This window comes from Stutzerimonas balearica DSM 6083 (assembly GCF_000818015.1).
In the GTDB taxonomy this organism is placed as follows: domain Bacteria; phylum Pseudomonadota; class Gammaproteobacteria; order Pseudomonadales; family Pseudomonadaceae; genus Stutzerimonas; species Stutzerimonas balearica.
The window spans coordinates 160,015-181,642 of sequence record NZ_CP007511.1 but is presented as its reverse complement, the minus strand read 5'-3'; the positions used below and the strand labels follow the sequence as shown (position 1 = coordinate 181,642).

The following is a 21,628-nucleotide window of genomic DNA, read 5'->3' as shown; positions in this document are numbered from 1 at the left end:
TATAAACAGCTACTTGCGGTGGTACTCGCTGCATTACCGCTTAGCGGTCTGCAAATGCGCATGAGCCAGCGCACGCACCTCGGCAAGGGCTTCTTCCAATACCCGGATCCGCGCCTCGAGATTGCCGCTCTCGGCTTGCTGATTGATTTTTTCCAAAATGTCTTTTTGCGCTTTGATCTGCTGGTCAAAAGCATCAGAGACAGCTCGCACGATTTCTTCCTGCGCCTGGAGCAGGAAGCTGCTGATCTCTGGGCGCAGGCCGCGCTCCACATCCGGCAGTACCTGTGTGCGAATAGCGTCCTTGGCCTGCTCCAGCTTTTGCCCCTCGCTAATGCGACTGAAAAGCGCGCCGAGCAGACTGGGCAGGACGGTAACCACGACCTGGAGGATGGGATTGGGGATAAGACGCGCGGCTGCCATGCTTGACATCGCAGTGGTCAACAGTCCACTGGCTGCGCCGCCGGCTTGGCCGCCAATAGCCGAAAGCAGGCCTGGCAGCAGCTGCGCTTGCAGCGTTTGCAGCAAGCTGTCTGTCCAGTTGTTCTGCGTCAGATGCAGCTCCGGCCGCAGGGAGCCGCTGACGTGCTGGCTGAACTCATTCACCATATGGGCAGACATACTGTCCGTAGCTCGCTTAAGCCCTACAGTCAGACCGCTGCGCACTTCATCGGAAATGATCCGAGTCATCTCATCCTGGCTGCGCAAGGCCGCGCGGGCCATCTCATCTATAGAGCCGGCAAGGCGTGTGTGCACGCTGCGCAATACCTCATCGACAATGCGCTCCAGATTCCCGGCACTGTTTGCCTGGGTTTGCTGCTCACGCTCTTGCTCCAAGGCGCGCAAGGCATCTTCTATCTCAGCAATTTTCTGCTCGTTACTTTCCTTGTCGCTGTTCAGCCCAGCCAGCGCCGTACTCAGGGTGCTTTCGATGGCGAAATTTTGCTGGAGCAGTTCAGGCTGGAAAATTGAGCCGAACAGCTCCTCTGGATTGAAGCTGCCCAGCATGGCGTTGACGGAGGAGATATCGTTTTTGCTGACAGCGCATACCGTGGCCGGAAAGCCCTCATCCTCGAGTTGCTCGCTGATGTAGTCGCAAATGCCCTGCACATCGGCAGCGGGCTTGAGGTCTGCCTTGTTCACGCAAACGCTGAAGTTGCGGCCCATGAGAGTGACTTCATCCATATTGCGCAGGATCTGCTTGTGCAACGATCCTTCTTCAACACTGACCACAAACAGATAGTGCGCCCCTTCGCCGATGTAGTGGGCGATGGCTTTGTTATGGGCATCGAGCGGCGAATTGAAACCGGGCATATCCACCAGCACCAGCGGCGCCAGCCCCTTCAACGCCGGACGGTTGATGTATAGCCGCAATAGCTGAAGCTCTTCCGCCCGCTCCTGCAGGGCAGGCAACTGCTCAATGCCGAATCGCTCGGTACGGCCATCGGCAAACAAAGCCTCCAGCCGCTCCTGCGTATCGTGGCGCAACTCGGTTGGGATAGCGGTTTCCGGCTTGATATCCATCGGCAGGATGCTGCTGCCGATGATGGCATTGAGAAGCGAAGATTTACCGGCGCTGAACGCACCCACCACAGGTACCAGCAGTTCACGTTCTGCAACCGCCTGCGCAAACGCCTGAGTTTGTGTGGGCTCGCCTTTGATATCCAGCTCAGCCGTACGAACGTTTTCGATGACCTGAGCTAAAGAATTTAGATAACTAATAAGAGCCTTTTGCGTGTCGAGCATAAAATTTACCTATTCCTTGTCGGTTGTGTGGGTGCGTGTCGGTTGGGCGTCAGGCACCTGGCGTGTTGGTGTTTTCTCTAGTGGGCAGTCTGCGCTGCTTGGTACGGCCCGACGAAGCCGGCCATGGCTTCGTCGATGGGAATAACCGTGGTAGTGCGGTAGCCGCGAAAATGGCTGAGCTTGACGGACTTGAGGCGCATGTGGATTTCCTTATCTACAGCATGCCGGAAAAGGCTTTTTGGCTTAGCGAATTAAAAGCGTCATTTGATGTATTTAGCGACTCTATTAGCCGTGCTCTCATACAGCCAAAATTATCTACAAAATCAATCCATTCATCCTGAATGGCTAATGATGGCACAGGCAGCTTTATCTCCTTGATCTCCACCAAGTGCAAGTTTGTTACTGTTGCGGATTTTGCTTTTTGAGTGGCCTGTTTCAATGCAAACGGCGTTTGCAAGAACGAATACAAATATCGCCCCCTCAGATAATTCGGATTCGGTTTAATCAAACACAAACTGACAAAAATACTAAACTCCTGATCCCAGTCAATCAATCTAGGCACACCAATGGTTCCATTCTTTGAATAAAGAACATCACCTTTTTCAGGTTTGCAGCGCTTAATTAACTCTTGATGCTCTTCAAGTGGAATATATTTCACTTTCGACCAGTCAACTTCACCCCTATTAATATCAGTCACCCTCAGAAAAGGTATGCCCGAGTCAACATAAGTAGGCGTAAAATGAGCACCATCTGTAACTTTTAAGGCAACATCCTTTAGTGACCTAGAGCCGAAGGGCGAATCCTTGGGATCACCAAATTTTTGCAAAAACTGTGCACTTAAGAAATCGTCGGCGAGCTGGATGGCTTGCTGGCGTTTGCGGCGGATGGCGTCAGCCTTGTCGAGGATGGCGGCGATGCGCTTTTGTTCGGGCAGGGATGGGAGAGGGACTTGGAATTCGGCCAGCTCAGAAACTCTTATATTTTTAATATTCGCACCAGAAGAAGCACTAGTCCAATTCTTAAATACTGGAGAGCATAAGAAGTGATACAAATATGAAGGTGATGCTTTTTCCTGATCAGCTCTTATCCCAGCACAAAAGGCGCCAAAAGACCCATCAAAATCTTCCGTTGACCGTGCACACTTGCCAACCAGATCAGAACTTCCAGAAGAAGTACACATCACAATGTCATCAATTCGAATCTTCTGACTGCTCTTTATCTTGTCAGCTGGCACCCAGATTTGCCCCTCACGGAGCAATAGTGACTCCTGAATACTTCCAGCTCTGATAACAGGTAAATGCCCCTCTAGAGGAAGAAGGCTCCCTTCCTCTTTGGAAAAGCTAACCCCACGGACCAATGTAGCAATATCACCGAGAGGGACATTCTTCACAGCATCCCCTCCAGTTCATCCAGATCCGCCAGAATCTCCTGCTCCAGACCTTTGAGCCGTTGCAGTATCACTTTCGGATCTTCGTACTGCTCCTGCTGGTACTCCACTTCCTTGTAACGGTTGATGGAGAGGTCGTACTTGTTGGCGGCGATATCTTCGGCGGGCACAACAAAGGCCTTTTTGCGCTTGTCGCCGAACAGGGTGTTGATGGTGCTGGCGCTGACATTGCCTTCGACCATCTGCCGGTATTTGTGCCACTGGGCGATGGCGTCAGGTAGGTCATTGCTGCCCTCGCCTTTCAGCTCGGTGCGTTTGTCGTCCAGCGAGTAGCCGTCGGCCTGCAGGTCGTAGAACCACACACGCTCGGTGCTGCCGCCCTTGGTGAAGATCAGGATGGCAGTGCTGACGCCGGCGTAGGGTTTGAACACCCCGCTGGGCAGGCTGACGATGCCTTCCAGCTGGTTGTTGTCGAGCAGCTCCTGGCGCAGTTGCTGGTGCGCCTTGCTGGAGCCGAACAACACGCCGTCCGGCACGATCACGGCGGCACGACCCCCGAGCTTGAGCGAGCGCAGAATGTGGGCGACGAACAGCAGCTCGGTTTTCTTGGTTTTCACCAGGCCGAGCACATCCGGGTTGGTGTTGCTTTCGTCCAGGCTGCCTTTGAACGGCGGGTTGGCCAGCACCACGTCGAAGAAGTTTTCCTCCTGGCGCGGGTAGTGCTCCTTGATGGATTTGCTCAGGGAGTCCTGATAGCGGATGTTCGCGCCATTCACCCCGTGCAGCATCATGTTCATGCTGGAGACACGAAGCATGGTGGTGTCGAAATCGAAGCCCCAGAACATGTGCTTGTTGATGTGATCGCGATAGGGCTCCAGTAGGTCGCCCGAGTAATGCAGGTTGCCGTCTTCGTCGGTGAAGGTGCCCTCCGGGCTGGAGTGCACGCGATTGAGGTATTCCATGGTGCGGGCAAGAAAGCCCGCCGTGCCGCAGGAGGGGTCGCAGATCACTTCGCTTGGCTGCGGGGCGATCAGCTCGATCATGGCGTCGATGATGTGGCGCGGCGTGCGGAACTGGCCGTTGATGCCGGCAGTGGTGAGCTTGCTCAGCAGGTATTCGTAGATATCGCCCTTCACGTCGCTCTGGGTCAGCGGCAGGTCGTTGACCATCTCCACGGCGGAGGTGAGCACGGACTCGTTCTTGATCTCCAGGTCGGCGTCCTGCATGTATTCGCCGATGTGGCCGAGCGCTTCCAGCGCACTGCCGTCCTCACCCAGGCCATCGACCGCATCGGACTTTCGGCCCAGCTTGGCGAAGTAGGGGTAAACGTTCTGCTTGAGGTGCTTGTGCAGCTCCCGGCCGCTCATGTTGCGGAAGTTCTTCCAGCGCAGTAGCTGGCCATCCGGCGTGTTAGGAAACAGTCGGTCGAAGGGCTTGCCGGTGCGGTTGGCCTTGCGCTCGGCCACGTCTTCCTGCATGTCGAGCATGCGGGCGAACATCAGGTAGCTGATCTGCTCGATCACGGTCAGCGGGTTGGTTATGCCACCCGTCCAGAACTTTTCCCAGAGCTTATCGATATCGTTGCGGATTTTGCCGGTGAGCATCAGGCGGTCTCGTAGTCGGTTTCAGTGTCGGCTTCGGCGAGCAGCTCTTCATCGTCGGCGCTGTCGGTCAGCACCTCGATATTCTGCTCGGCAGGGATGAAGTCGATTTCCAGCGCAGCCTTGTCGGCGAAGTAGGCTGGTAGCTGCGCCTTGATGGCGGGTGCCAGGTTCTTGAATTCGCCCACCTGTTTGACCAGGTTGCCCTTGCCGCTGACCAGTTGGCCTTCGGCCTTGACGTAGGCTTCGGTGGCCGTTTCCAGGCCCTTCTTGATCTTCTCGAAGCTGGCGAGGAAGGTGTTGAGCTTTTTAAAGACCGCCTCTGCCCGGCTGGCCAGGGCGGCGGTGTGCTTGTTCTGGTCTTCGTAGCGCCAGAGCTGGCGGACAATGTTGAGGCTGGTCAGCAAGGTGGTGGGTGTGGCCACCAACACATTGTTCTCGATGGCCCTCTGGAACAGAGTTTCATCAGCCTTGAGGGCCTCAACAAACGCAGATTCAATGGGAATGAACATGAACACCATGTCCGGCGAATTCAGCCCTGGCAGCTTGTAGTAATCACGATCCGCCAGTTCCTTGATCCGATTACCGACAGCCTGCACATGCTCCTTAAGGGCAATAGCGCGCTCGCCCTCGTCTTCGGCATTCACGAAGCGGGTATAGGCATTGAGCGATACCTTGGCGTCGATAATCAGGTGCTTGCCCTGCGGCAGGTACACCACGGCATCAGGACGCTGGCGGCCCGCTTCAGTAGTAAAACTGACTTCGCGATCGTAATCCTTGCCCTTCTGCAGGCCGGAGCGATCCAGCACGTTCTCAAGCACGAGCTCACCCCAGTTGCCCTGAAGCTTTTTCTGGCCGCGCAGTGCAGTGGAAAGCTCGTGAGCTTCAGTGGTGATCTGCTGGTTCAGCGCCTTGAGAGACTCCAGCTCCTTGCGCAGCTCACCTTGCTGGGTGGTTTCGCGGTGGTGGATCTCTTGCACTTCACGTTTGAAGGTGTCGATCGACTGCTGGAACGGCGTCATCACGGCACTCAGACTGAGCTTGCTGCTTTCCTGCAGGGCCTGGGTTTTCGCTTCTAGAATCTCGTTGGAGAGCAGCTTGAACTGCTCGCTCAGGCTGGCTTTCTGTTGCTCGAAGTTGGCCAGCTCCCGGGCATGGCTGGCTTCGCGCTCATCCAGCTCGGTTTTGAGCTTGGTGTACTCGCTGCTCTGTGCGGTAAAGCGGGCATGGAGCGCTTCGTAGCGTTCAGCGGCAGCCACTTGCTGGGCTTTAATGTCTTGCAGCTGCTCGCGGACTTCACGCTCGGATGTCGCCAAGGATTGGCTGCGTTTGCTTTCGTTTGCTAGCGAATCCTTCAGCTGATCCCGATCAGTCTGCAGTTGTGCATTAACAGTCTCGGCAGCATTTAGTCGATCACGCAATTCGGCCACAAGCTCTTCACGTTTTTGCAGCGACGTATTGAGCTCCGCATGTTGATTGCTGAGCGGCTGATAACGCCCAAGCAGCTCATTGTATTGCTGGGCTCGGCTGGCCAATTGCTGACGAATCTCAGCGAGTTGTTCGCGTGCCTCGCGCTCGCCTGTTGCCGCCACCTTGGCGCTGGCATCCAGGCTTGCCAGCTCGTTTTTGAGGTTGTCGCGCTCGCCTTGCAGCGAGGTGATAGCGGCTTGCGCGGTGCTCAGGCGATCGCGCAGGTCGGTGACTTGCTCGTGCAGCGATCGGCTATCGGCTTGCGCGGTTTCGAGGCGCTTGGCGGTTTCGTGATGCTGCCGATTGACGTCCTCAAGTTTTAGATTTTGGGCTGCCTTTTCATCCTTGCTCTCCTGCAGCTCGTGGTTCAGTCGCGTCACATTATCGAAAGCCGCCTGCAGTTTGGCCTTCAGTGTGCTTTCTGCGACTTGAAGCTCCTGACTGCGTGCTTCTGCAGCCTTGAGTTGCTCACTCAGCGCCGTGCTGGCGGCTATTGCTGAGGCCTGCCCCTGTTGCGCCTGCTCAAGCTGTGCGGTCAGCGTGCCGATCTGTCGGCCCTGCCGAAGGGTGGCGATGAAGTAGCCGATCACAAGACTGGCTAAGGCGAGTACCGCGCTGATCGCGATGATTTCAGTCGTCCATTGGCTGGCTTGCATGATCACTCCTAGTGACTGGCTGGCGGGTTATCCCCGCGCAAAAAGGGCTTGAGCACGGCGACCAGCTCGGTGACATCCTCGGGCGTAAATACACCGTCGATACCGTCGTGAGCGATGCTGGAAAAAGGCGCGTCGTAGAGCTTTTCGATCACGATGCTGCCGTGCTGGGCAATGTAGGTTTTAAGCAGGTTCATAAAGCGCACCTGCTGGGCTGTAAGGGCTGGATGGCTATGAAGGAAGCTTTTGAAATGCTGCTCGATTGCCTGCGCATCCAGGCCGACAATCTCGCGCACGGTGAGGTGGAGCTGATCTGCCGTGCGACCGTAGAACTCGTTGAGCACCTCCAGGCTCACCCCCGGATGGCTGGTGAGAATGGTTGAGGTGAGCGTTTTCAGCTCTGCCTCCGCGATGGGCTCGCCTTTATGGATCTTCTGCAGAGTCGGGTTGGCAGCCAGCATGCCGTCGAGGATGTCCTTGAGGCGACGGCGGTAGATCATTGCCTCGTTGGCACCGGCAATTTTCACTTCGCGTACGCCGACCTGTACGCCACCATCGCCGGTCGTGGTGCTGGGCATGGCGTATCCGCCACCGCCTGTTGTCTGGCGGTACTTCATGATGCCGCGCAGCTCCTTACGGGCGTTCTCCAGCTTTTCTATTGTCGGCTGAAGCCAGAAATCTGCGCTGCGAACCTCGGCGATGATCGAATCCTTCTGACGTACCGCCTGGATGTTGACCGCCAGCTTGTCCAGCTCAGCGAGCAAGGCATTCTTGCCGTCCTCAAAGCAGCTGGCTTGGTCAACCATACAGCGCTGGATACCCGCCATAAGCTTGTCAAAAGCGGTGGCATGCTTATCGCTCAGGACCCGGGCAGACATCAGTGGCGCGATGGTGCCAGTCAAAAGGTGTTGGGTTTTCGCGTTGAAGCTCATCAGCAGATCGGTCTGCTGCAGCTGGTGAACCAGGCGCAGCTCGCGCTTCACTGCAACGCTGTCGTCTGGCAGATCGTTGATATCTGCACGCAGCAATGCGATAGCCGCATCGAAGGCCGCAGCATGATTCTTTTTCAGTGCGGCCTGGGCCAACTCCAAACGTGCCTCGAAGGTGGTTTGGAGTAGAGACTTGCCACCCGTGTCTTCTGGCTCCTGATATTCCTCCTCGAAAAAATCGAAGTTTCCGTAGTGGTCGAATATGAGGAACTCGGTCTTGTCCTTGCCCGGGCCGAACAGGTTCGGGCGCAGACGAGTGCCACGGCCGATCATCTGCCAGAACTTGACCCAGGATTTGACCGGCTTGGCGAAGACCAGATTGACCACTTCAGGCACGTCGATACCGGTGTCGAGCATGTCCACCGAGATGGCGATACGGAAGTCGTTATCAGGCTTCTTGAACTCCTTGATCAGCGTATCCACATGCGGAATTTCGTTGTGGATGACCTTGCAGACCTTGGTGCCGTACTGCGGGTAGAGCTTGCAGAACAGCTTTTCCAGATGCTCGGCATGGTCCTGCCGCTGGGCAAAGACGATTGTCTTGCCCACCAGTGAACCGGTCTCATCCTTGATGCCGTTGTTGATCAGGTTTTCCAGAATGATGCGGTCGGTGTCTTCGCTGAAGATCTTGCGCCCGATGTCCTTGCCAGCAATGGTGGTGCGCTTGGCCTCTTCCTCGCCCAGATCCTCTTCAAGCTGTCGCTTTTGGTCTTCGCTCAGGTCGTTGTAGTGGATGCCGTCGCGCAGGAAGTCGGTGGTCAGGTCTTTTACCCTCGGCGGAACCAAGTAAGGCGGATCGTTGTTGATCGCCTTATCCAGGCCGTACTCGAAGGTTGGGTCCGTGGTGTCACAGTCGAACAAATCGAAGGTGTTTCGGCTAACGAACTTGACCGGCGTGGCTGTCAGGCCCACCTGCAGCGCATCGAAGTAATCGAACAGGTCGCGGTACTTGTTATAGATGCTGCGGTGGCTTTCGTCGGCGATGATCAAATCGAAGAAGCCAACATCGAGCTGGGCGAAGCGGTTCATCATGCCCGGGTAGGTGGCGATGTAGATACGCGCGGTCTGGTCCACCTTGCCAGTTTCGCCAATCACGCAGCGGGGCTCGCTCGGTAGATTCTGCTTGAACGCATCATCGGCTTGGACGCGCAATTCCTTTCGGTCGCAAAGGAACAGCACGCGCTTCGCCCAGCCGGTACGCAGCAGCAGTTCGGCCAGACCGATTGCAACACGAGTCTTGCCGGTGCCGGTGGCCTGGATGATCAATGCCTTGCGGCGTTGATCCTGGAAATGCTTGGCTACGGTCTTGATGGCTTCGATCTGATAATCCCGGTCTGCGATGCTCAGATCAGGATTGAATCTCTCGGGTTCAGGTTCGCGGTACTGCCGCTGGTAGGTGAGATATTCCAGGCTGTCCTTGCTATAGAGACCGTATACCGGACGATAAGTGTTGTACTGTTTGTCATCCCAAATGAAGGTTTCATAGCCGTTGCTGTAGAAAATGACCGGGCGCTGCTTGCCCATCCGTTCGAAACCATCGGCGTACATGCGGGCCTGTTCCCGGCCAGCCTGCAGGCTCACATTTCCCGATTTTTTGGCTTCGATAACGGCTAGCGGCTGGCCGTTGTCGCCCCACAGCACATAGTCAGCACGGCCTTTGCCTGAGACGTTATCGGGGAAGTCCACATCCACTTCCAGGCCAACCTGCGCTGGATTGCTGACATCCCACCCGGCCTGCAGCAGCATTGCGTCGATCAGTAGCGCGCGGGTCTTGGCCTCGTTCCATTGCAGGCTGTCTGCAACCTGTTGGCTCTGCTGTTGGCGCTTCTGCTGATCGGGCTTGGCCGGAGGTTCAAGCTTGTCCAGGTTGCGGGTGCGCTCCTGCTCCAGCTTGTCCATGACGCGCTGCAGCTCTTCCTGCTGCTGGTTGAGCTCCTTCTCATAGCTGGAAACGGTTTTCTGCAGGTTGAGCAGCGCGGCAGTCGGATCCTGCACTTCGGAAAACTCGGGAATTGTCGCTTGCGCTGTGCCGTAGTACTTGATGGCCATGTACATGGCCAGCTGGTAGGCAGTCTTGAGCGCCGCCTGTGCGTTGCGCAGCTCGCCTTCGGCACCGTGGGCGGTATCGTTTCCCTGGATGCGCAGAAAGTTGATCTGGTGAACCAAGGGCTTGCTGACGCAATCGACAAACACCGGGTTTTTTACCAACTCATAGAAGCTCGACTGCGGCAGGCGCGGCAGCAGCTCTTCCTTGTAGATGGCTTTGGTCAGCTCTTCGGCAAAGCTACGCAGGCGAGTAAGTGCACTGCCCGGATCGATGTGCAGTACCGCCTCGGCGAGGCCGGCCAAGTTCGCCAGCAGTTCGTTGCCGGGACGGAGAAATTCGAAGTTGACTGATTTCATAAAGGCGATTCTGTCCATGACGGTCCTAGAGCGAGGACCGTGCCAAGTTTTATTCGATGCCGTACTTGTCCATCCAATTGCTCAGCGTCTGCTGGCTTCTTAGGCCTAGCAGGCTGGCCGCACGGGTCTTGTTATTGCCGGTGAGCGTCAGCGCCTTGCGCAGATAATGCCCTGCCACATCGGCGATTACCTGTTGCAGATCAATGCCTTGCGTAACATCCATAGCCAATACATCAGCCTGCGCTTGCGGCAGCTTGAACAGTGCTTGCTCGATATCATGAGCAGCAATCAAATCCCCCTGACACCAGAGCGCTGCGCGCAACAAGGTGGATTGCAGTTCGCGGACGTTGCCACGCCAGGGGTTTTGAAGAATAAGATTTTTTGCTTCTGCGGAAATTTTCTTATCGCCCAGACTGGCGTCCTGACTGGCAATGCCTGCCAGCAGCCTTTCCGACAGTAACAGCAGGTCACCTTCGCGCTCTCTGAGCGGCGGGAGGTGCAGCACCCCCACAGCGACGCGATAGAACAGGTCTTCACGGAAGCGCCCGTGAGCAACTTCCTGCATCAGGTTGCGGTGAGTGGCGGAGATCAGCCGCACATCGGCCTTGAGTTCCTGGCTGGAGCCAACCGGGGTAAACGTGCCTTCCTGCAATACGCGCAGGAGGCGCACTTGCACATCCGGCGTTAGCTCACCAAATTCATCCAAAAACAGCGTGCCGCCATGGGCCTGTTGGACGACGCCGGGGCGATCCGCAATAGCGCCGGTGAATGCGCCCTTCTTGTGACCAAACAAGGTGGAATCGATCAGCTCCGGCGCGATAGCACCGCAGTTCACCGCAACAAAGGGCGCTGCAGAACGTGGGCTGGCGTTGTGAATGGCACGGGCAAACAGCTCTTTGCCGGTGCCGGTTTCACCGTAAATCTGTACTGGGACCTGCTTCGTCGCGAGTATCTGCGCCTGCGCCTTGAGTGCCAGCATGCGCTCGCTCTGCGTCACGATGCTGTCGAAGGCTGCATTCACCGGGACATTCAGCCCCGCAAGCTGAACCAACTTGTCGGTGCTGATGGTATTGGCAGCCGGCACATACTCGGCAGCGATCTCGAAAGGCACTTCGACCTGCTGAACGCCTTGCTCTAATGAGGACTGGTAAAAGGTTGCCGGGTAGCGGGTCTTGCCGAGAAGAATCCACACTGCTTGCATGGCCGGTGTGCCGGGACTGAGCAGAATGGAAAGCTGATTGCCGGAAGTGCACAGACGTTTTAAATGCTGGCTGGCGGCTTGGTAGATCTCCCCGAAATGAACGGGGGAGGACAGGCAAACGTAATGCGCGGTGATTGATACATTGACCTGCTGGCGCAGCCAGGCCAAATAGGGTTCAACGATCTCGGCGGGGTATGAACAAAGCAGCTCGACGCTATCAAAGGCCACCTTGTCCAGGGTCGACAAGATCGGGCCTGCCTCATCACCTGCAACTGCTTTGAGATCATTCCCGCCAACCCAGCTGGCCAATACGCGCTGCTTCTTTACCACTGTCCCTGTACTCCCGGCCTCCCTCTTGCCCATTTGCAGGCAGGAGAAAAATGTGCTCTGGTTCGCGTCCGAATAGTAAAGCAATTCTTCAACCCGGGTCTTTAACTGCCTGACTGGATGTTCAAGTTGCGCTGTAGCAACAGCGAAACTTTTGCTCCAAGCAAAGATTGGGATGTGCTGCTGCCGGGGTAGAGGGGCTCTATCCCGTTAGCCGGGACACTTTCGAGTAAGCTCACACAGGAGCTGAAGGAGTGTTTATGTCCAAGCGCAAGAAATACAGCTCCGAATTCAAGCGGGAAGCCATCGAACTGGTTCGTCGTTCGTCTGGCCGGCGAGCGTCAGGGCACCAGCACGGCGGCGCCCTGAAAGCGGCCGTGACGCAGATCGTCCAGCGCCTGGTTGGCCTGCTCCAGCGGATAGGCATGGGTCTCGGTGCGAATGCCGACCTGCGCGGCGATGGGAAAGAAGTCCAGGCCATCCTGACGGGTGAGGTTGGCGACCGAGAGCAGCTCGCGCTCGTGCCAGAGGATGTCGTAAGGGAAGCTCGGGATGTCGCTCATGTGGATCCCGGCGCAGACCACCCGGCCACCCTTACGTACCGCGCGCAGCGCGATCGGTACCAGCTCGCCGGCCGGCGCGTAGATGATCGCGGCGTCCAGCGGCACGGGTGGCGGCATGCCCGAGTCGCCGGCCCAGGCGGCACCGAGCGAGCGGGCGAAGGCCTGGGCGGCGAGGTCGCCCGGCCGGCTGAAGGCGTAGACTTCGCGCCCCTGCCAGCGCGCGACCTGCAGCACGATGTGCGCCGCCGCACCGAAACCGTAGAGCCCCAGCCGCCTGCCGTCGCCGGCCTTGACCAGCGAGCGCCAGCCGATCAACCCGGCGCAGAGCAGCGGCGCGGTGGCGACATCGTCGCCGTCCTCGCCCAGCGCAAAGGTAAAGCGGGCATCGGCCACCACGTATTCGGCGTAGCCACCGGGGCGGGTGTAACCGGTGAACTGTGGCGCCTCGCAGAGATTTTCTTCGGCATGCTGGCAGTGGCTGCAATGTCCGCAGGTATGCCCGAGCCAGGGCACGCCCACCCGCTGGCCGAGCGTCAGATCGGTCACCCCCGGCCCCAGCGCATCGATTCGCCCGACCACCTCGTGTCCGGGAATGATCGGCAGCGGCGCAGCCGGGAGTTCGCCGTCGACCACATGCAGGTCGGTGCGGCAGACGCCGCAGGCGCTGACCTTCACCCGCACCTCGCCCGCGCCGGGCTGTGGCAGGGGCACCTCGCGCAGCGCCAGGGGTTGGCCGATCCGCTCCAGTTGCATCGCTCGCATGCTCGCACTCCTTGGCCAGGTCTCGCTCAGCTTAGGCGCAACGCCAGCGCGTTGCGCGCCGTGGTCAGCCCTCGCCGGCGCCGGCCGGCAGGTAATCGCCGCGGCTCAGGCCGTGGCGCTGCATCTTTTCGTTGAGCGTGCGCCGCGGCAGCTGCAGCAGGCTCATCACCTCGCCGATATTGCCGCGGCACTGTTGCAGCGCGTTGTGCAGGCACTGCGCCTCGAAGGCCTCCAGCTGTTCGGCCAGTGATTGCCCGGTCGCCACCGCCGCCGCGGCCGCCGGCACCGGCGCGCCGAGGCCCAGGGCGTGGCGTTCGGCGGCGTTGATCAGCTCGCGGACGTTGCCCGGCCAGTCGTGCGCCAACAGCCGTGCCAGCTCGGCAGGCGCCAGGCTCGGCGGTTCGCGCCCGTTGCGCTCGGCGGCCTGGCGGGCGAAATGTTCGAACAGCAGCGGGATGTCCTCGCGCCGCTCGCGCAGCGGCGGTATGCGCAGCTCGGCCACGTTCAGGCGGTACAGGAGATCCTCACGAAAGCGCCCGGCGCGCACCTCCTCGAGCAGGTCCGGCTTGGCCGCACTGATCACCCGCAGGTCGACTTCGATGCTGCGGTTCGAGCCCAGGCGCTCGAGCGTGTGCTCCTGCAGCACGCGCAGCAGCTTGACCTGCTGCGCCAGCGGCATGCTCTCGATCTCGTCGAGAAACAGGGTGCCGCCATGGGCATGCTCGATGCGGCCGATACGCCGGCCCTGGGCGCCGGTGAAGGCGCCACTCTCGTGGCCGAACAGCTCGCTCTCGAAGATGGTTTCCGGGATGGCCGCGCAGTTGAGCGCGACGTAGGCGCGCTCGGCGCGGCGACTGAAGTCGTGCAGGCAACGGGCGACCTGCTCCTTGCCGCTGCCGGTTTCGCCGCGAATCAGCACATTGACGTCGGTGCCGGCCAGGTCCAGCACCTGCCGGCGCAGCGCCTCCATTGCCCGCGACACGCCGAGCAGCTGCGACTCGATGCGCCCCTTGCGCGCGTATTGCTCGCGCAGCTGGCGGTTCTCGCAGACCAGCCGGCGCTTGTCCATCGCGCGACGCACCGAGTCGAGCAGGCGCTCGGGGGTGAATGGTTTCTCGATGAAGTCGTAGGCGCCCTGGCGCAGCGCCTGCACCGCCATCGGCACGTCGCCGTGCCCGGTGACCATGATCACCGGCAGCTCCGCGTCGAGCGCCACGACCTGCTCGAGCAGGCCGAGGCCATCGAGATCGGGCATGCGCACATCGCTGACCAGCACGCCGGCAAAGCCCCGGTCGAGCAGCGCCAGGGCCTCGCGCGCGCGGGCGAAGGTGCGCACCTGGAAGCCGGACAGCTCCAGCCACTGCTGCACCGCCTGGCGTATCGCCGCTTCGTCGTCGATGAAAAACACCTGCCCGCTCATCTCTCGCTCTCCTGCCGCTGCTGCGCCGCGGTCGGCTCGACCGCCGGCAGCCTGACCTCGAATACCGCGCCCTGCTCGCCATTGTGCGCCTCGAGGCTGCCGCCCAGGTCGCGGACGATGCCGTAGGACACCGCGAGCCCGAGGCCGAGGCCCTGGCCGACCGGCTTGGTGGTGTAGAACGGTTCGAAGATCTTGTCCAGGTCCGCTTCGGCGATGCCGCCACCGCTGTCGCTGACCGCCAGCCGCCAGCTGTCGCCGTCGCGCCGGCAATCGATGCCGAGCACGCGCCGCTCGCTCTCGCGCATGGCGTCCAGCGCATTGTTCAGGAGGTTGATCAGCACCTGCTCCAGGCGGATCGCATCCCCGCTGATGCAGGCCTCGGCCGGCACCTGGCAATGCACCTGCACCGCCTCGCTGCGCAGGCGCGGGCCGAGCAGTTGCAGCGCCTGTTCGAGCACCTCGTGCAGCACCAGGCGCTGCGCCAGCCCGGCCGGGCTCTTGCGCGCGAAGGTCTTGAGATGGCCGGTCAGCGCCGCCATGCGCTCGAGCAGGCCCTCGACCTGGCCGAGACCGTCGCGCACCTCCTGTTCGCGGCCATTGTCGAGCAGCAGGCGCAGGCTGCCGAGCTGCATGCGCAAGGCGGTCAGCGGCTGATTGATCTCGTGTGCCAGCGCCGCGGACATCTGCCCCAGCGCGGCCATGCGCGCGGCATGCACCAGTTCGTCCTGGGCGGTGCGCAGCTCGCCGGTGCGCTCCTCGACCAGCCGCTCCAGCTCGTTGCGGCTGCGCTGCTCGACACGCCGCGTCTTGCGCCGCTGCGCCAGGTAGAGCAGCAGAAAGGCCAGGGTCATCCAAACCCCGGCGGCGGCCAGGCGATAGCTGCGCACGGTTTCGCTCACCGCCTGCGGTTCGAGCAGCAGGTGCAGGGTCCAGTCCTCCTTGGGCAGGTCGAGGCTCTGCCAGAGGTAGTCGCGGCTGCCGTCGGGGCCTTCCACACGCCGCCGCTCGGCGCCTTCGCCGAGGCGCTCGATGCGCGAGCTCGGCAGCGGCTGCAGGGTCTGCTCGGCATAGCGCCGCGCCGCGACCAGGCGTTCGCGCACCGCTTCGTCGAGCGGACGCAAATGCCGAAAGCGCCAGGCCGGCCGGTTGGTCAGGATGACGATGTCCAGCGAATCGGCAATCAGCAGGATGCCCGACTGCCCGGCCCATTCGCGCTGCATGTCCTCGAGTTCGAGCTTGACCACCAGTACGCCGAGTATCTCGCCGTTCTCGCCATGCACCGCGTGGGAAAGAAAGTAGCCGGGAATGCCGGTGGTCACGCCGACGGCGAAGTAGCGCCCGCTGTCGTGGGCCACGGCATCGCTGAAATAGGGGCGAAAGGCATAGTTGTTGCCGACAAAGCTCGACCAGTCACGCCAGTTGCTCGCCGCGATGGTTTCGCCGTAACGGTTCAGCAGGTAGAGCACCGAGGAGCCGGCCGCCTGGTTCTGCTGCTCCAGGCGCAGGTTCAGCACCTTGCGCAGCTGGCGGTCGTCGGGAGCCTCGAGCAGGCGCCGGATATCGCTGTCGAGCGCCAGCAACGCCGGCACCGAGCGAAAGCGTTCGACCTGGGTGTGGATCGCCTGGGCATAGAGATCGAGCTGGCCACGCGCCTCCTGGCTGCGCTCGGCCCAGACGCGCTGCTCGGCGATGCGCCCGGCCCAGAACAGGCTGAGCGCCAGGCCAAGCAGGATCGATGCGACGATCAGGATGAAGCGCAGGCGGCTGGACATGGGCAAAAAGCGCAGGCTCGAGGTAAAGGATCAAGACGCGAGGATGGTAAGCGAAAGCCGCGGCCCGCGCAGGCCGGTGCTGCCTGGGCGAAGCGGAAAAGTCTTGACCCATGGCAGTAATGTCATTGTGATATCACTTGCATCATGGATGCGACTGTCGGACAAGCAGGGACCGCTGACCAGCACGATCAAGCGAGGTCCCGCTTTGCTCAAGAAAATCGCCATCAGCCAGCTGCGTGCCGGCATGTACATCCATGCGCTGGACGGCAACTGGTTCAACCACCCGTTCTGGCGAACCAGGTTTCTGCTGACCGATCCCGCCGACCTGCAGACACTGCGCGCCAGTGGCATCAAGGCGCTGTGGATCGACGTGCAGAAAGGCCTGGACGTGCAGGCCCCGACCACGGCAGCAGAACAGCCTGCGCGCCCGGCCGATGCGCCGACGCCGCCCCCGCAGGCAGCTGCCGCACCCGCAAGCCCCGCCCCGTCGAGCGACCTGAGCGAGGAGCTGCAGCGTGCCAGCCGGCTGCTCAAGCGCTCCAAGCAGCAGATGACCGGCCTGTTCAACGAGGCGCGGCTGGGCAAGGCGGTCGACCCTGCCCAGTGTCTGCCGCTGGTCGAGGAGATCTCCGCGTCGCTGGCGCGCAACGGCTCGGCCTTGCTCGGGCTGGCGCGGCTCAAGACCAAGGACGAGTACACCTACATGCATTCGGTGGCGGTCTGCGCGCTGATGGTGGCGCTCGCCCGCCAGCTCGGCATGGCCGCGGATCAGGTTCGCGAGGCGGGCATGGCCGGGCTGTTGCATGACATCGGCAAGATGGCCATGCCGCTGGAAGTACTGAACAAGCCCGGCAAGCTGGATGACGACGAATTCGCCATCATGCGCAGCCATCCCGAGCGCGGGCATGCCATTTTGCTGAACGCGCAGTCATCGGTGTCCGAGGCGGTACTCGATGTCTGCCTGCATCACCACGAGAAGGTCGACGGCACCGGCTACCCGCACCGACTGGCGGGCGAGCAGATCAGCCTGCTGGCGCGCATGGGCGCGATCTGCGATGTCTACGACGCCATCACCTCGAACCGCCCCTACAAGACGGCCTGGGACGCCTCGGGCTCGCTGGCCAAGATGGCGCAATGGCAGGGCCACTTCGACACGCAACTGCTGCACGCCTTCGTGCGCGCCGTCGGCATCTATCCGCTCGGGACTCTGGTGCGCCTGCAATCCGGGCGGCTGGGCGTGGTCATCGAGCAGAATCCGCAGCAACTGACTGCCCCGCGGCTGAAGCTGTTCTACAGCAGCCGCACCCGAGCGGCGATTCCCCAGCAGGAGCTGGACCTGTCCGATGCGCGTTGCGACGACCGCATCGTCGCCCGCGAAGACCCGGCGGCCTGGGGCTTCGGCAACCTCGACGAGCTCTGGACCTAGCGGCAAGGGTCGTCAAAGCAGGGGCCGGCGGCTAGACTGTCGCCCCCCGAACGCGATCCGCCCCGGCGAATCGCTCGGCAACGAGCCCGTATTGCCCATGACCTGGCTGCCTGGTCCGCCATAGCGCTCCGCCCCTCGCGTCATCTTGCGGCTGCCCGTCAGGGGCCGGTCGTTCGCCGCTGTCCGCGCACCGCCGTTGGACAGTTCAAGCCTCAGCCTGAAAACTCGCCTTGTATCGCTGCCGGCCACCTCGGGTCTGCACGTGCCATTGCCTGGATATAACGATGCTGCACACGATCAAACACAACTGGCTTTCCAACCTGCGCGGCGACCTGCTGTCCGGCCTGGTCGTCGCCCTGGCGCTGATTCCCGAAGCGATCGCCTTTTCCATCATCGCCGGGGTCGACCCGCGGGTCGGCCTCTATGCCTCCTTCTGCATCGCCGTGGTGATCGCCTTCGTGGGTGGCCGGCCAGGCATGATTTCCGCCGCGACCGGCGCCATGGCGCTGCTGATGGTCACCCTGGTGCGCGAGCACGGCCTGCAATATCTGCTGGCGGCCACGCTGCTGTGCGGCCTGTTGCAGATCGTCGCGGGCTACCTGCGGCTCGGCTCGCTGATGCGCTTCGTTTCGCGCTCGGTGGTCACCGGCTTCGTCAATGCGCTGGCGATCCTGATCTTCATGGCGCAGCTGCCGGAACTCACCGGCGTGACCTGGCACGTCTATGCGATGACCGCGGCGGGCCTGGGCATCATCTACCTGTTCCCCCACGTGCCGAAGCTGGGCAAGGTGATCCCTTCGCCGCTGGTGTGCATCCTCTCGATGACCGCGGTCGCGGTGTATTTCGGCCTGGACATCCGCACCGTCGGCGACATGGGCGAACTGCCCGACACCCTGCCGGTATTCCTCTGGCCCGAGGTCCCGCTGACCCTGGAGACGCTGGCGATCATCCTGCCCTACTCGGCCGCGCTGGCGGTGGTCGGCCTGCTCGAGTCGCTGATGACCGCGACCATCGTCGACGAGCTGACCGACACCGGCAGCGACAAGAACCGCGAGTGCAAGGGCCAGGGCGTGGCCAACATCGTCGCCGGGCTGTTCGGCGGCATGGCCGGCTGCGCGATGATCGGCCAGTCGGTGATCAACGTGAAATCCGGCGGCCGCACCCGCCTGTCGACGCTGGTCGCCGGCGTCGTCCTGCTGCTGATGGTGGTGTTTCTCAGCGACTGGGTCGGGCAGATCCCCATGGCCGCGCTGGTGGCGGTGATGATCATGGTCTCGATCGGCACCTTCAGCTGGGACTCGCTGCGTAACCTCAGGCGCTACCCGCTGTCGACCAACATCGTCATGCTCGCCACGGTGATCGTGGTGGTGTTCACCCACAACCTCGCCTTTGGCGTGCTGGCCGGCGTGCTGCTCGCCGCGCTGTTCTTTGCCAACAAGGTCGGCCATTACCTGCACATCGGTTCGGAACTCGACGGCGGCGGCCAGCATCGCACTTACAAGGTGACCGGCCAGGTATTCTTCAGCTCATCGGACAAGTTCACCTCGGCGTTCGATTTCCGCGAGGCGATCGAGCAGGTCACCATCGACCTGTCGCGGGCGCATTTCTGGGACATCACCGCGGTCGCCGCGCTGGACAAGGTAGTGCTCAAGTTCCGCCGCGAGGGCACCGAGGTCCGGGTGCTCGGGCTGAACGAGGCCAGCGCCACCATCGTCGACCGTTTCGGCGTGCACGATAAGACCGACGCCGCCACGGCCGACCAGTTGATGAGTCACTGAGCAGGAGAGCGAGAATGACCCACGTGATGGCTTGCATCGACGGCTCGGCCGTCTCCGCCGCGGTCTGCGATTGCGCGGCCTGGGCCAGCCGGCGCCTCGGCGCGCCGCTGACCCTGCTGCACGTGCTCGACCAGCGCGAATACCCGACCGCCGCCGCCGACCTCAGCGGCATCATCGGCCTCGGCAGCCGCGAGTTCCTGCTGCATGAGCTGGCCACGCTCGACGAACAGCGCAACCGCCTGGCGCTCGAGCAGGGCCGGCTGATGCTCGAAGCGGCGAAGGAGCGCGTCAGCGCCGCCGGCGTCGAGGCCGCCGAGCTGCGCCAGCGTCACGGCGACCTGCCGCAAAGCCTGCGCGAGCTGGAGCCGGAAACCCGCCTGCTGGTCATCGGCCGCCAGGGCGAAAGCGCGCCGGAGCAGCAGGTCGGCAGCCAGCTCGAAAGCGTCATCCGCATCCTGCATCGGCCGATCCTGGTGGTGCCGCCGCAGTTCGAGGCGCCGCGCTCGGTGCTGTTCGCCTTCGACGCCAGCGACACCGCGCGCAAGGGTGTCGAGATGCTCGTCGACAGCCCGCTGTTCAAGGGCCTGCCACTGCATCTGGTGATGGTCGGCGCCGATAGCGGCGATGCCTGTGCCGCGCTGGAGGCCGCTCGCGCCAGCCTGGAGGCGGCCGGGTTCGCCGTGCAGGCGGCGATTCGCCCCGGCGAGGTCGAGCCCGAACTGCATGCCTACCAGGCCGAACACGGCCTCGACCTGCTGGTGATGGGCGCCTACGGTCACTCGCGCATCCGCCAGTTCTTCGTCGGCAGCACCACCAGCAGCCTGCTGCGCACCAGCACCACGGCGCTGCTCCTGCTGCGCTGAGGGCAGCCCCGCGGCCCCGGTTCAGCGATAGAGGTCGGCGCGGCTCCAGGGCAGCTCATGCGAGCCGTCGGCCAGCGGCTTGCTCGCCAGGATCTGGTGCAGGTTGATCCAGTTGCGGCGGAAGCCGTAGGCGCACCCGGCCAGGTAGACGCGCCAGATCCGCAGCGCCCGCTCGGGCACCAGCCGGGCGGCCTCGTCCAGGCGGTCCTCCAGGCGCTGGCTCCAGAACTCCAGCGTGCGCGCGTAGTGCAGGCGCAGGCTCTCCACGTCGACCACCTCCAGCCCGGCATCGCTGATCCAGCCGGTGATGCCGGCCACATGCGGCAGCTCGCCGTGCGGGAACACGTAGCGGTCGATGAATTCGCCGGCGCCATGGCCGACCGGCCGGCCATCGGTATGCCGCGCGGTGATGCCGTGGTTCATCACCAGGCCACCCGGGCGCACCACGTCGTAGAGCTTCTGGCAATACAGCGGCAGGTTGGCGTGGCCGACATGCTCGAACATGCCGACGCTGACCACCTTGTCGAAGCGCCCGTCCCCCGGCAGGTCGCGGTAATCCATCAACTCCAGCGTCACCCGATCCTGCAGCCCTTCGGCCACGACCCGCTCGCGCGCCAGCTGCAGCTGCTCACGGCTCAGGGTGATGCCAAACACCTCGACACCGAATTCTCTCGCGGCAAAACGCGCCAACCCGCCCCAGCCGCAGCCGACGTCCAGCAGCCGCTCGCCGGGCTTGAGCCGCAGCTTGCGGCACAGATGGCGCAGCTTGGCCTGTTGCGCGGTGTCGAGGTCCTCGGTGCCGGTCTCGAAGTAGGCGCAGGAGTAGACCATGTCGCGGTCGAGCCACAACTGATAGAAGGCATTGGACAGGTCGTAGTGATAGGAGATGGCCTGCGCGTCGGTGTCCTTGTCATGCGCCTGGCGCAGCGGCAGCGGGAAGTTATCGTCGCCGAGGGCGCGGGTGATCTCGTCACCGATGCGGATCACCTCGCCCATCGGCCCGAGCAGGTCGATCCGCCCTTCCACAAAGGCCGTGCCGAGCAAATCCAGGCTTGGGCGTGCCAGCTGCTGCACCAGGGCAGGGTCGCGGATCTCGAGCGTCACCAATGGCTGCGCGGTGATGTCCATCTCGGTGCCGTCCCACAGGCGCAGGCGCAGCGGCAGGCCGAGTTCGCGCAGGGCGGGGAGCATTGAAGCCAGCATGCGTCGTTCTCCATTCGGTCCATGAAAGAAAATCCTAGACCAACTTTGAAAAATTGTAGGCTATGGA

At 61.6% G+C, this 21,628-nt stretch carries 14 protein-coding genes; 3 read left to right on the top strand and 11 right to left on the bottom strand.

The window, feature by feature from the left end:
• Nucleotides 1-33: 33 nt before the first annotated feature.
• From CL52_RS00775 to CL52_RS00740, 10 genes are all read right to left on the bottom strand, one after another.
• On the bottom strand, nucleotides 34-1,743 hold the full coding sequence (locus CL52_RS00775; protein ID WP_043217847.1) for a dynamin family protein: 1,710 nt from the start codon (nucleotides 1,741-1,743) through the stop codon (nucleotides 34-36).
• Between the two features lie 77 nt (nucleotides 1,744-1,820).
• The gene (locus CL52_RS21595) at nucleotides 1,821-1,943 is read right to left on the bottom strand and encodes a hypothetical protein (protein WP_256363841.1); all 123 of its coding nucleotides are present in this window, start codon (nucleotides 1,941-1,943) and stop codon (nucleotides 1,821-1,823) included.
• 14 nt (nucleotides 1,944-1,957) lie between these two features.
• Nucleotides 1,958-3,133 (bottom strand): restriction endonuclease subunit S, encoded by a 1,176-nt coding sequence (locus CL52_RS20435; protein ID WP_074519786.1) that lies wholly within the window; start codon nucleotides 3,131-3,133, stop codon nucleotides 1,958-1,960.
• Nucleotides 3,130-4,734, bottom strand: a complete 1,605-nt coding sequence (locus CL52_RS00770; protein WP_043217845.1) for a type I restriction-modification system subunit M — start codon at nucleotides 4,732-4,734, stop codon at nucleotides 3,130-3,132. Before CL52_RS00770 ends, CL52_RS20435 begins: the two co-directional genes overlap by 4 nt.
• A complete protein-coding gene (locus CL52_RS00765; RefSeq protein ID WP_063613239.1) occupies nucleotides 4,734-6,857 on the bottom strand; it encodes a DNA recombination protein RmuC in 2,124 nt (707 codons plus the stop codon). Before CL52_RS00765 ends, CL52_RS00770 begins: the two co-directional genes overlap by 1 nt.
• Nucleotides 6,858-6,865: 8 nt before the next feature.
• Nucleotides 6,866-10,246, bottom strand: a complete 3,381-nt coding sequence (locus CL52_RS00760; protein WP_043217842.1) for a type I restriction endonuclease subunit R — start codon at nucleotides 10,244-10,246, stop codon at nucleotides 6,866-6,868.
• A 49-nt stretch (nucleotides 10,247-10,295) separates the two neighbouring features.
• Nucleotides 10,296-11,777, bottom strand: coding sequence for a sigma-54 interaction domain-containing protein (locus CL52_RS00755; RefSeq protein ID WP_043217841.1), 1,482 nt, complete (start codon nucleotides 11,775-11,777; stop codon nucleotides 10,296-10,298).
• A 338-nt stretch (nucleotides 11,778-12,115) separates the two neighbouring features.
• Complete coding sequence (locus tag CL52_RS00750; protein WP_043217840.1) at nucleotides 12,116-13,099, bottom strand: zinc-dependent alcohol dehydrogenase family protein; 984 nt, start codon at nucleotides 13,097-13,099, stop codon at nucleotides 12,116-12,118.
• Nucleotides 13,100-13,163: 64 nt separating this feature from the next.
• Nucleotides 13,164-14,519 (bottom strand): sigma-54-dependent transcriptional regulator, encoded by a 1,356-nt coding sequence (gene mifR, locus CL52_RS00745; protein WP_043217839.1) that lies wholly within the window; start codon nucleotides 14,517-14,519, stop codon nucleotides 13,164-13,166.
• Nucleotides 14,516-16,291: a sensor histidine kinase gene (locus CL52_RS00740; RefSeq protein WP_425288329.1), complete on the bottom strand. Its 1,776-nt coding sequence runs from the start codon at nucleotides 16,289-16,291 to the stop codon at nucleotides 14,516-14,518. Before CL52_RS00740 ends, mifR begins: the two co-directional genes overlap by 4 nt.
• Before the next feature lie 205 nt (nucleotides 16,292-16,496).
• On the opposite strand from CL52_RS00740, the gene CL52_RS00735 reads away from it, so the two are divergent.
• The 3 genes from CL52_RS00735 to CL52_RS00725 all read left to right on the top strand — a co-directional run bounded on the left by CL52_RS00735 (nucleotide 16,497) and on the right by CL52_RS00725 (nucleotide 20,358).
• On the top strand, nucleotides 16,497-17,717 hold the full coding sequence (locus CL52_RS00735) for a cyclic di-GMP phosphodiesterase (RefSeq protein WP_074519804.1): 1,221 nt from the start codon (nucleotides 16,497-16,499) through the stop codon (nucleotides 17,715-17,717).
• 284 nt (nucleotides 17,718-18,001) lie between these two features.
• The gene (locus CL52_RS00730) at nucleotides 18,002-19,495 is read left to right on the top strand and encodes a SulP family inorganic anion transporter (protein WP_041109049.1); all 1,494 of its coding nucleotides are present in this window, start codon (nucleotides 18,002-18,004) and stop codon (nucleotides 19,493-19,495) included.
• A gap of 14 nt (nucleotides 19,496-19,509) precedes the next feature.
• Nucleotides 19,510-20,358: a universal stress protein gene (locus CL52_RS00725; RefSeq protein ID WP_043217836.1), complete on the top strand. Its 849-nt coding sequence runs from the start codon at nucleotides 19,510-19,512 to the stop codon at nucleotides 20,356-20,358.
• Between the two features lie 21 nt (nucleotides 20,359-20,379).
• On the opposite strand, the gene cfaB is transcribed toward CL52_RS00725, so the two are convergent.
• Entirely contained in the window at nucleotides 20,380-21,561 is a 1,182-nt protein-coding gene (gene cfaB / locus CL52_RS00720; protein WP_043217834.1) for a C17 cyclopropane fatty acid synthase CfaB, read from the bottom strand.
• Between the last annotated feature and the right edge of the window lie 67 nt (nucleotides 21,562-21,628).

Coding starts and splice junctions, on each gene's coding strand:
- CL52_RS00775 (WP_043217847.1), bottom strand. CDS start 1,743: ATGCTCGACACGCAAAAGGCTCTTATTAGTTATCTAAATTCTTTAGCT.
- CL52_RS21595 (WP_256363841.1), bottom strand. CDS start 1,943: ATGCGCCTCAAGTCCGTCAAGCTCAGCCATTTTCGCGGCTACCGCACT.
- CL52_RS00770 (WP_043217845.1), bottom strand. CDS start 4,734: ATGCTCACCGGCAAAATCCGCAACGATATCGATAAGCTCTGGGAAAAG.
- CL52_RS00765 (WP_063613239.1), bottom strand. CDS start 6,857: ATGCAAGCCAGCCAATGGACGACTGAAATCATCGCGATCAGCGCGGTA.
- CL52_RS00760 (WP_043217842.1), bottom strand. CDS start 10,246: ATGAAATCAGTCAACTTCGAATTTCTCCGTCCCGGCAACGAACTGCTG.
- CL52_RS00750 (WP_043217840.1), bottom strand. CDS start 13,099: ATGCGAGCGATGCAACTGGAGCGGATCGGCCAACCCCTGGCGCTGCGC.
- mifR (WP_043217839.1), bottom strand. CDS start 14,519: ATGAGCGGGCAGGTGTTTTTCATCGACGACGAAGCGGCGATACGCCAG.
- CL52_RS00740 (WP_425288329.1), bottom strand. CDS start 16,291: ATGTCCAGCCGCCTGCGCTTCATCCTGATCGTCGCATCGATCCTGCTT.
- CL52_RS00730 (WP_041109049.1), top strand. CDS start 18,002: ATGCTGCACACGATCAAACACAACTGGCTTTCCAACCTGCGCGGCGAC.
- CL52_RS00725 (WP_043217836.1), top strand. CDS start 19,510: ATGACCCACGTGATGGCTTGCATCGACGGCTCGGCCGTCTCCGCCGCG.
- cfaB (WP_043217834.1), bottom strand. CDS start 21,561: ATGCTGGCTTCAATGCTCCCCGCCCTGCGCGAACTCGGCCTGCCGCTG.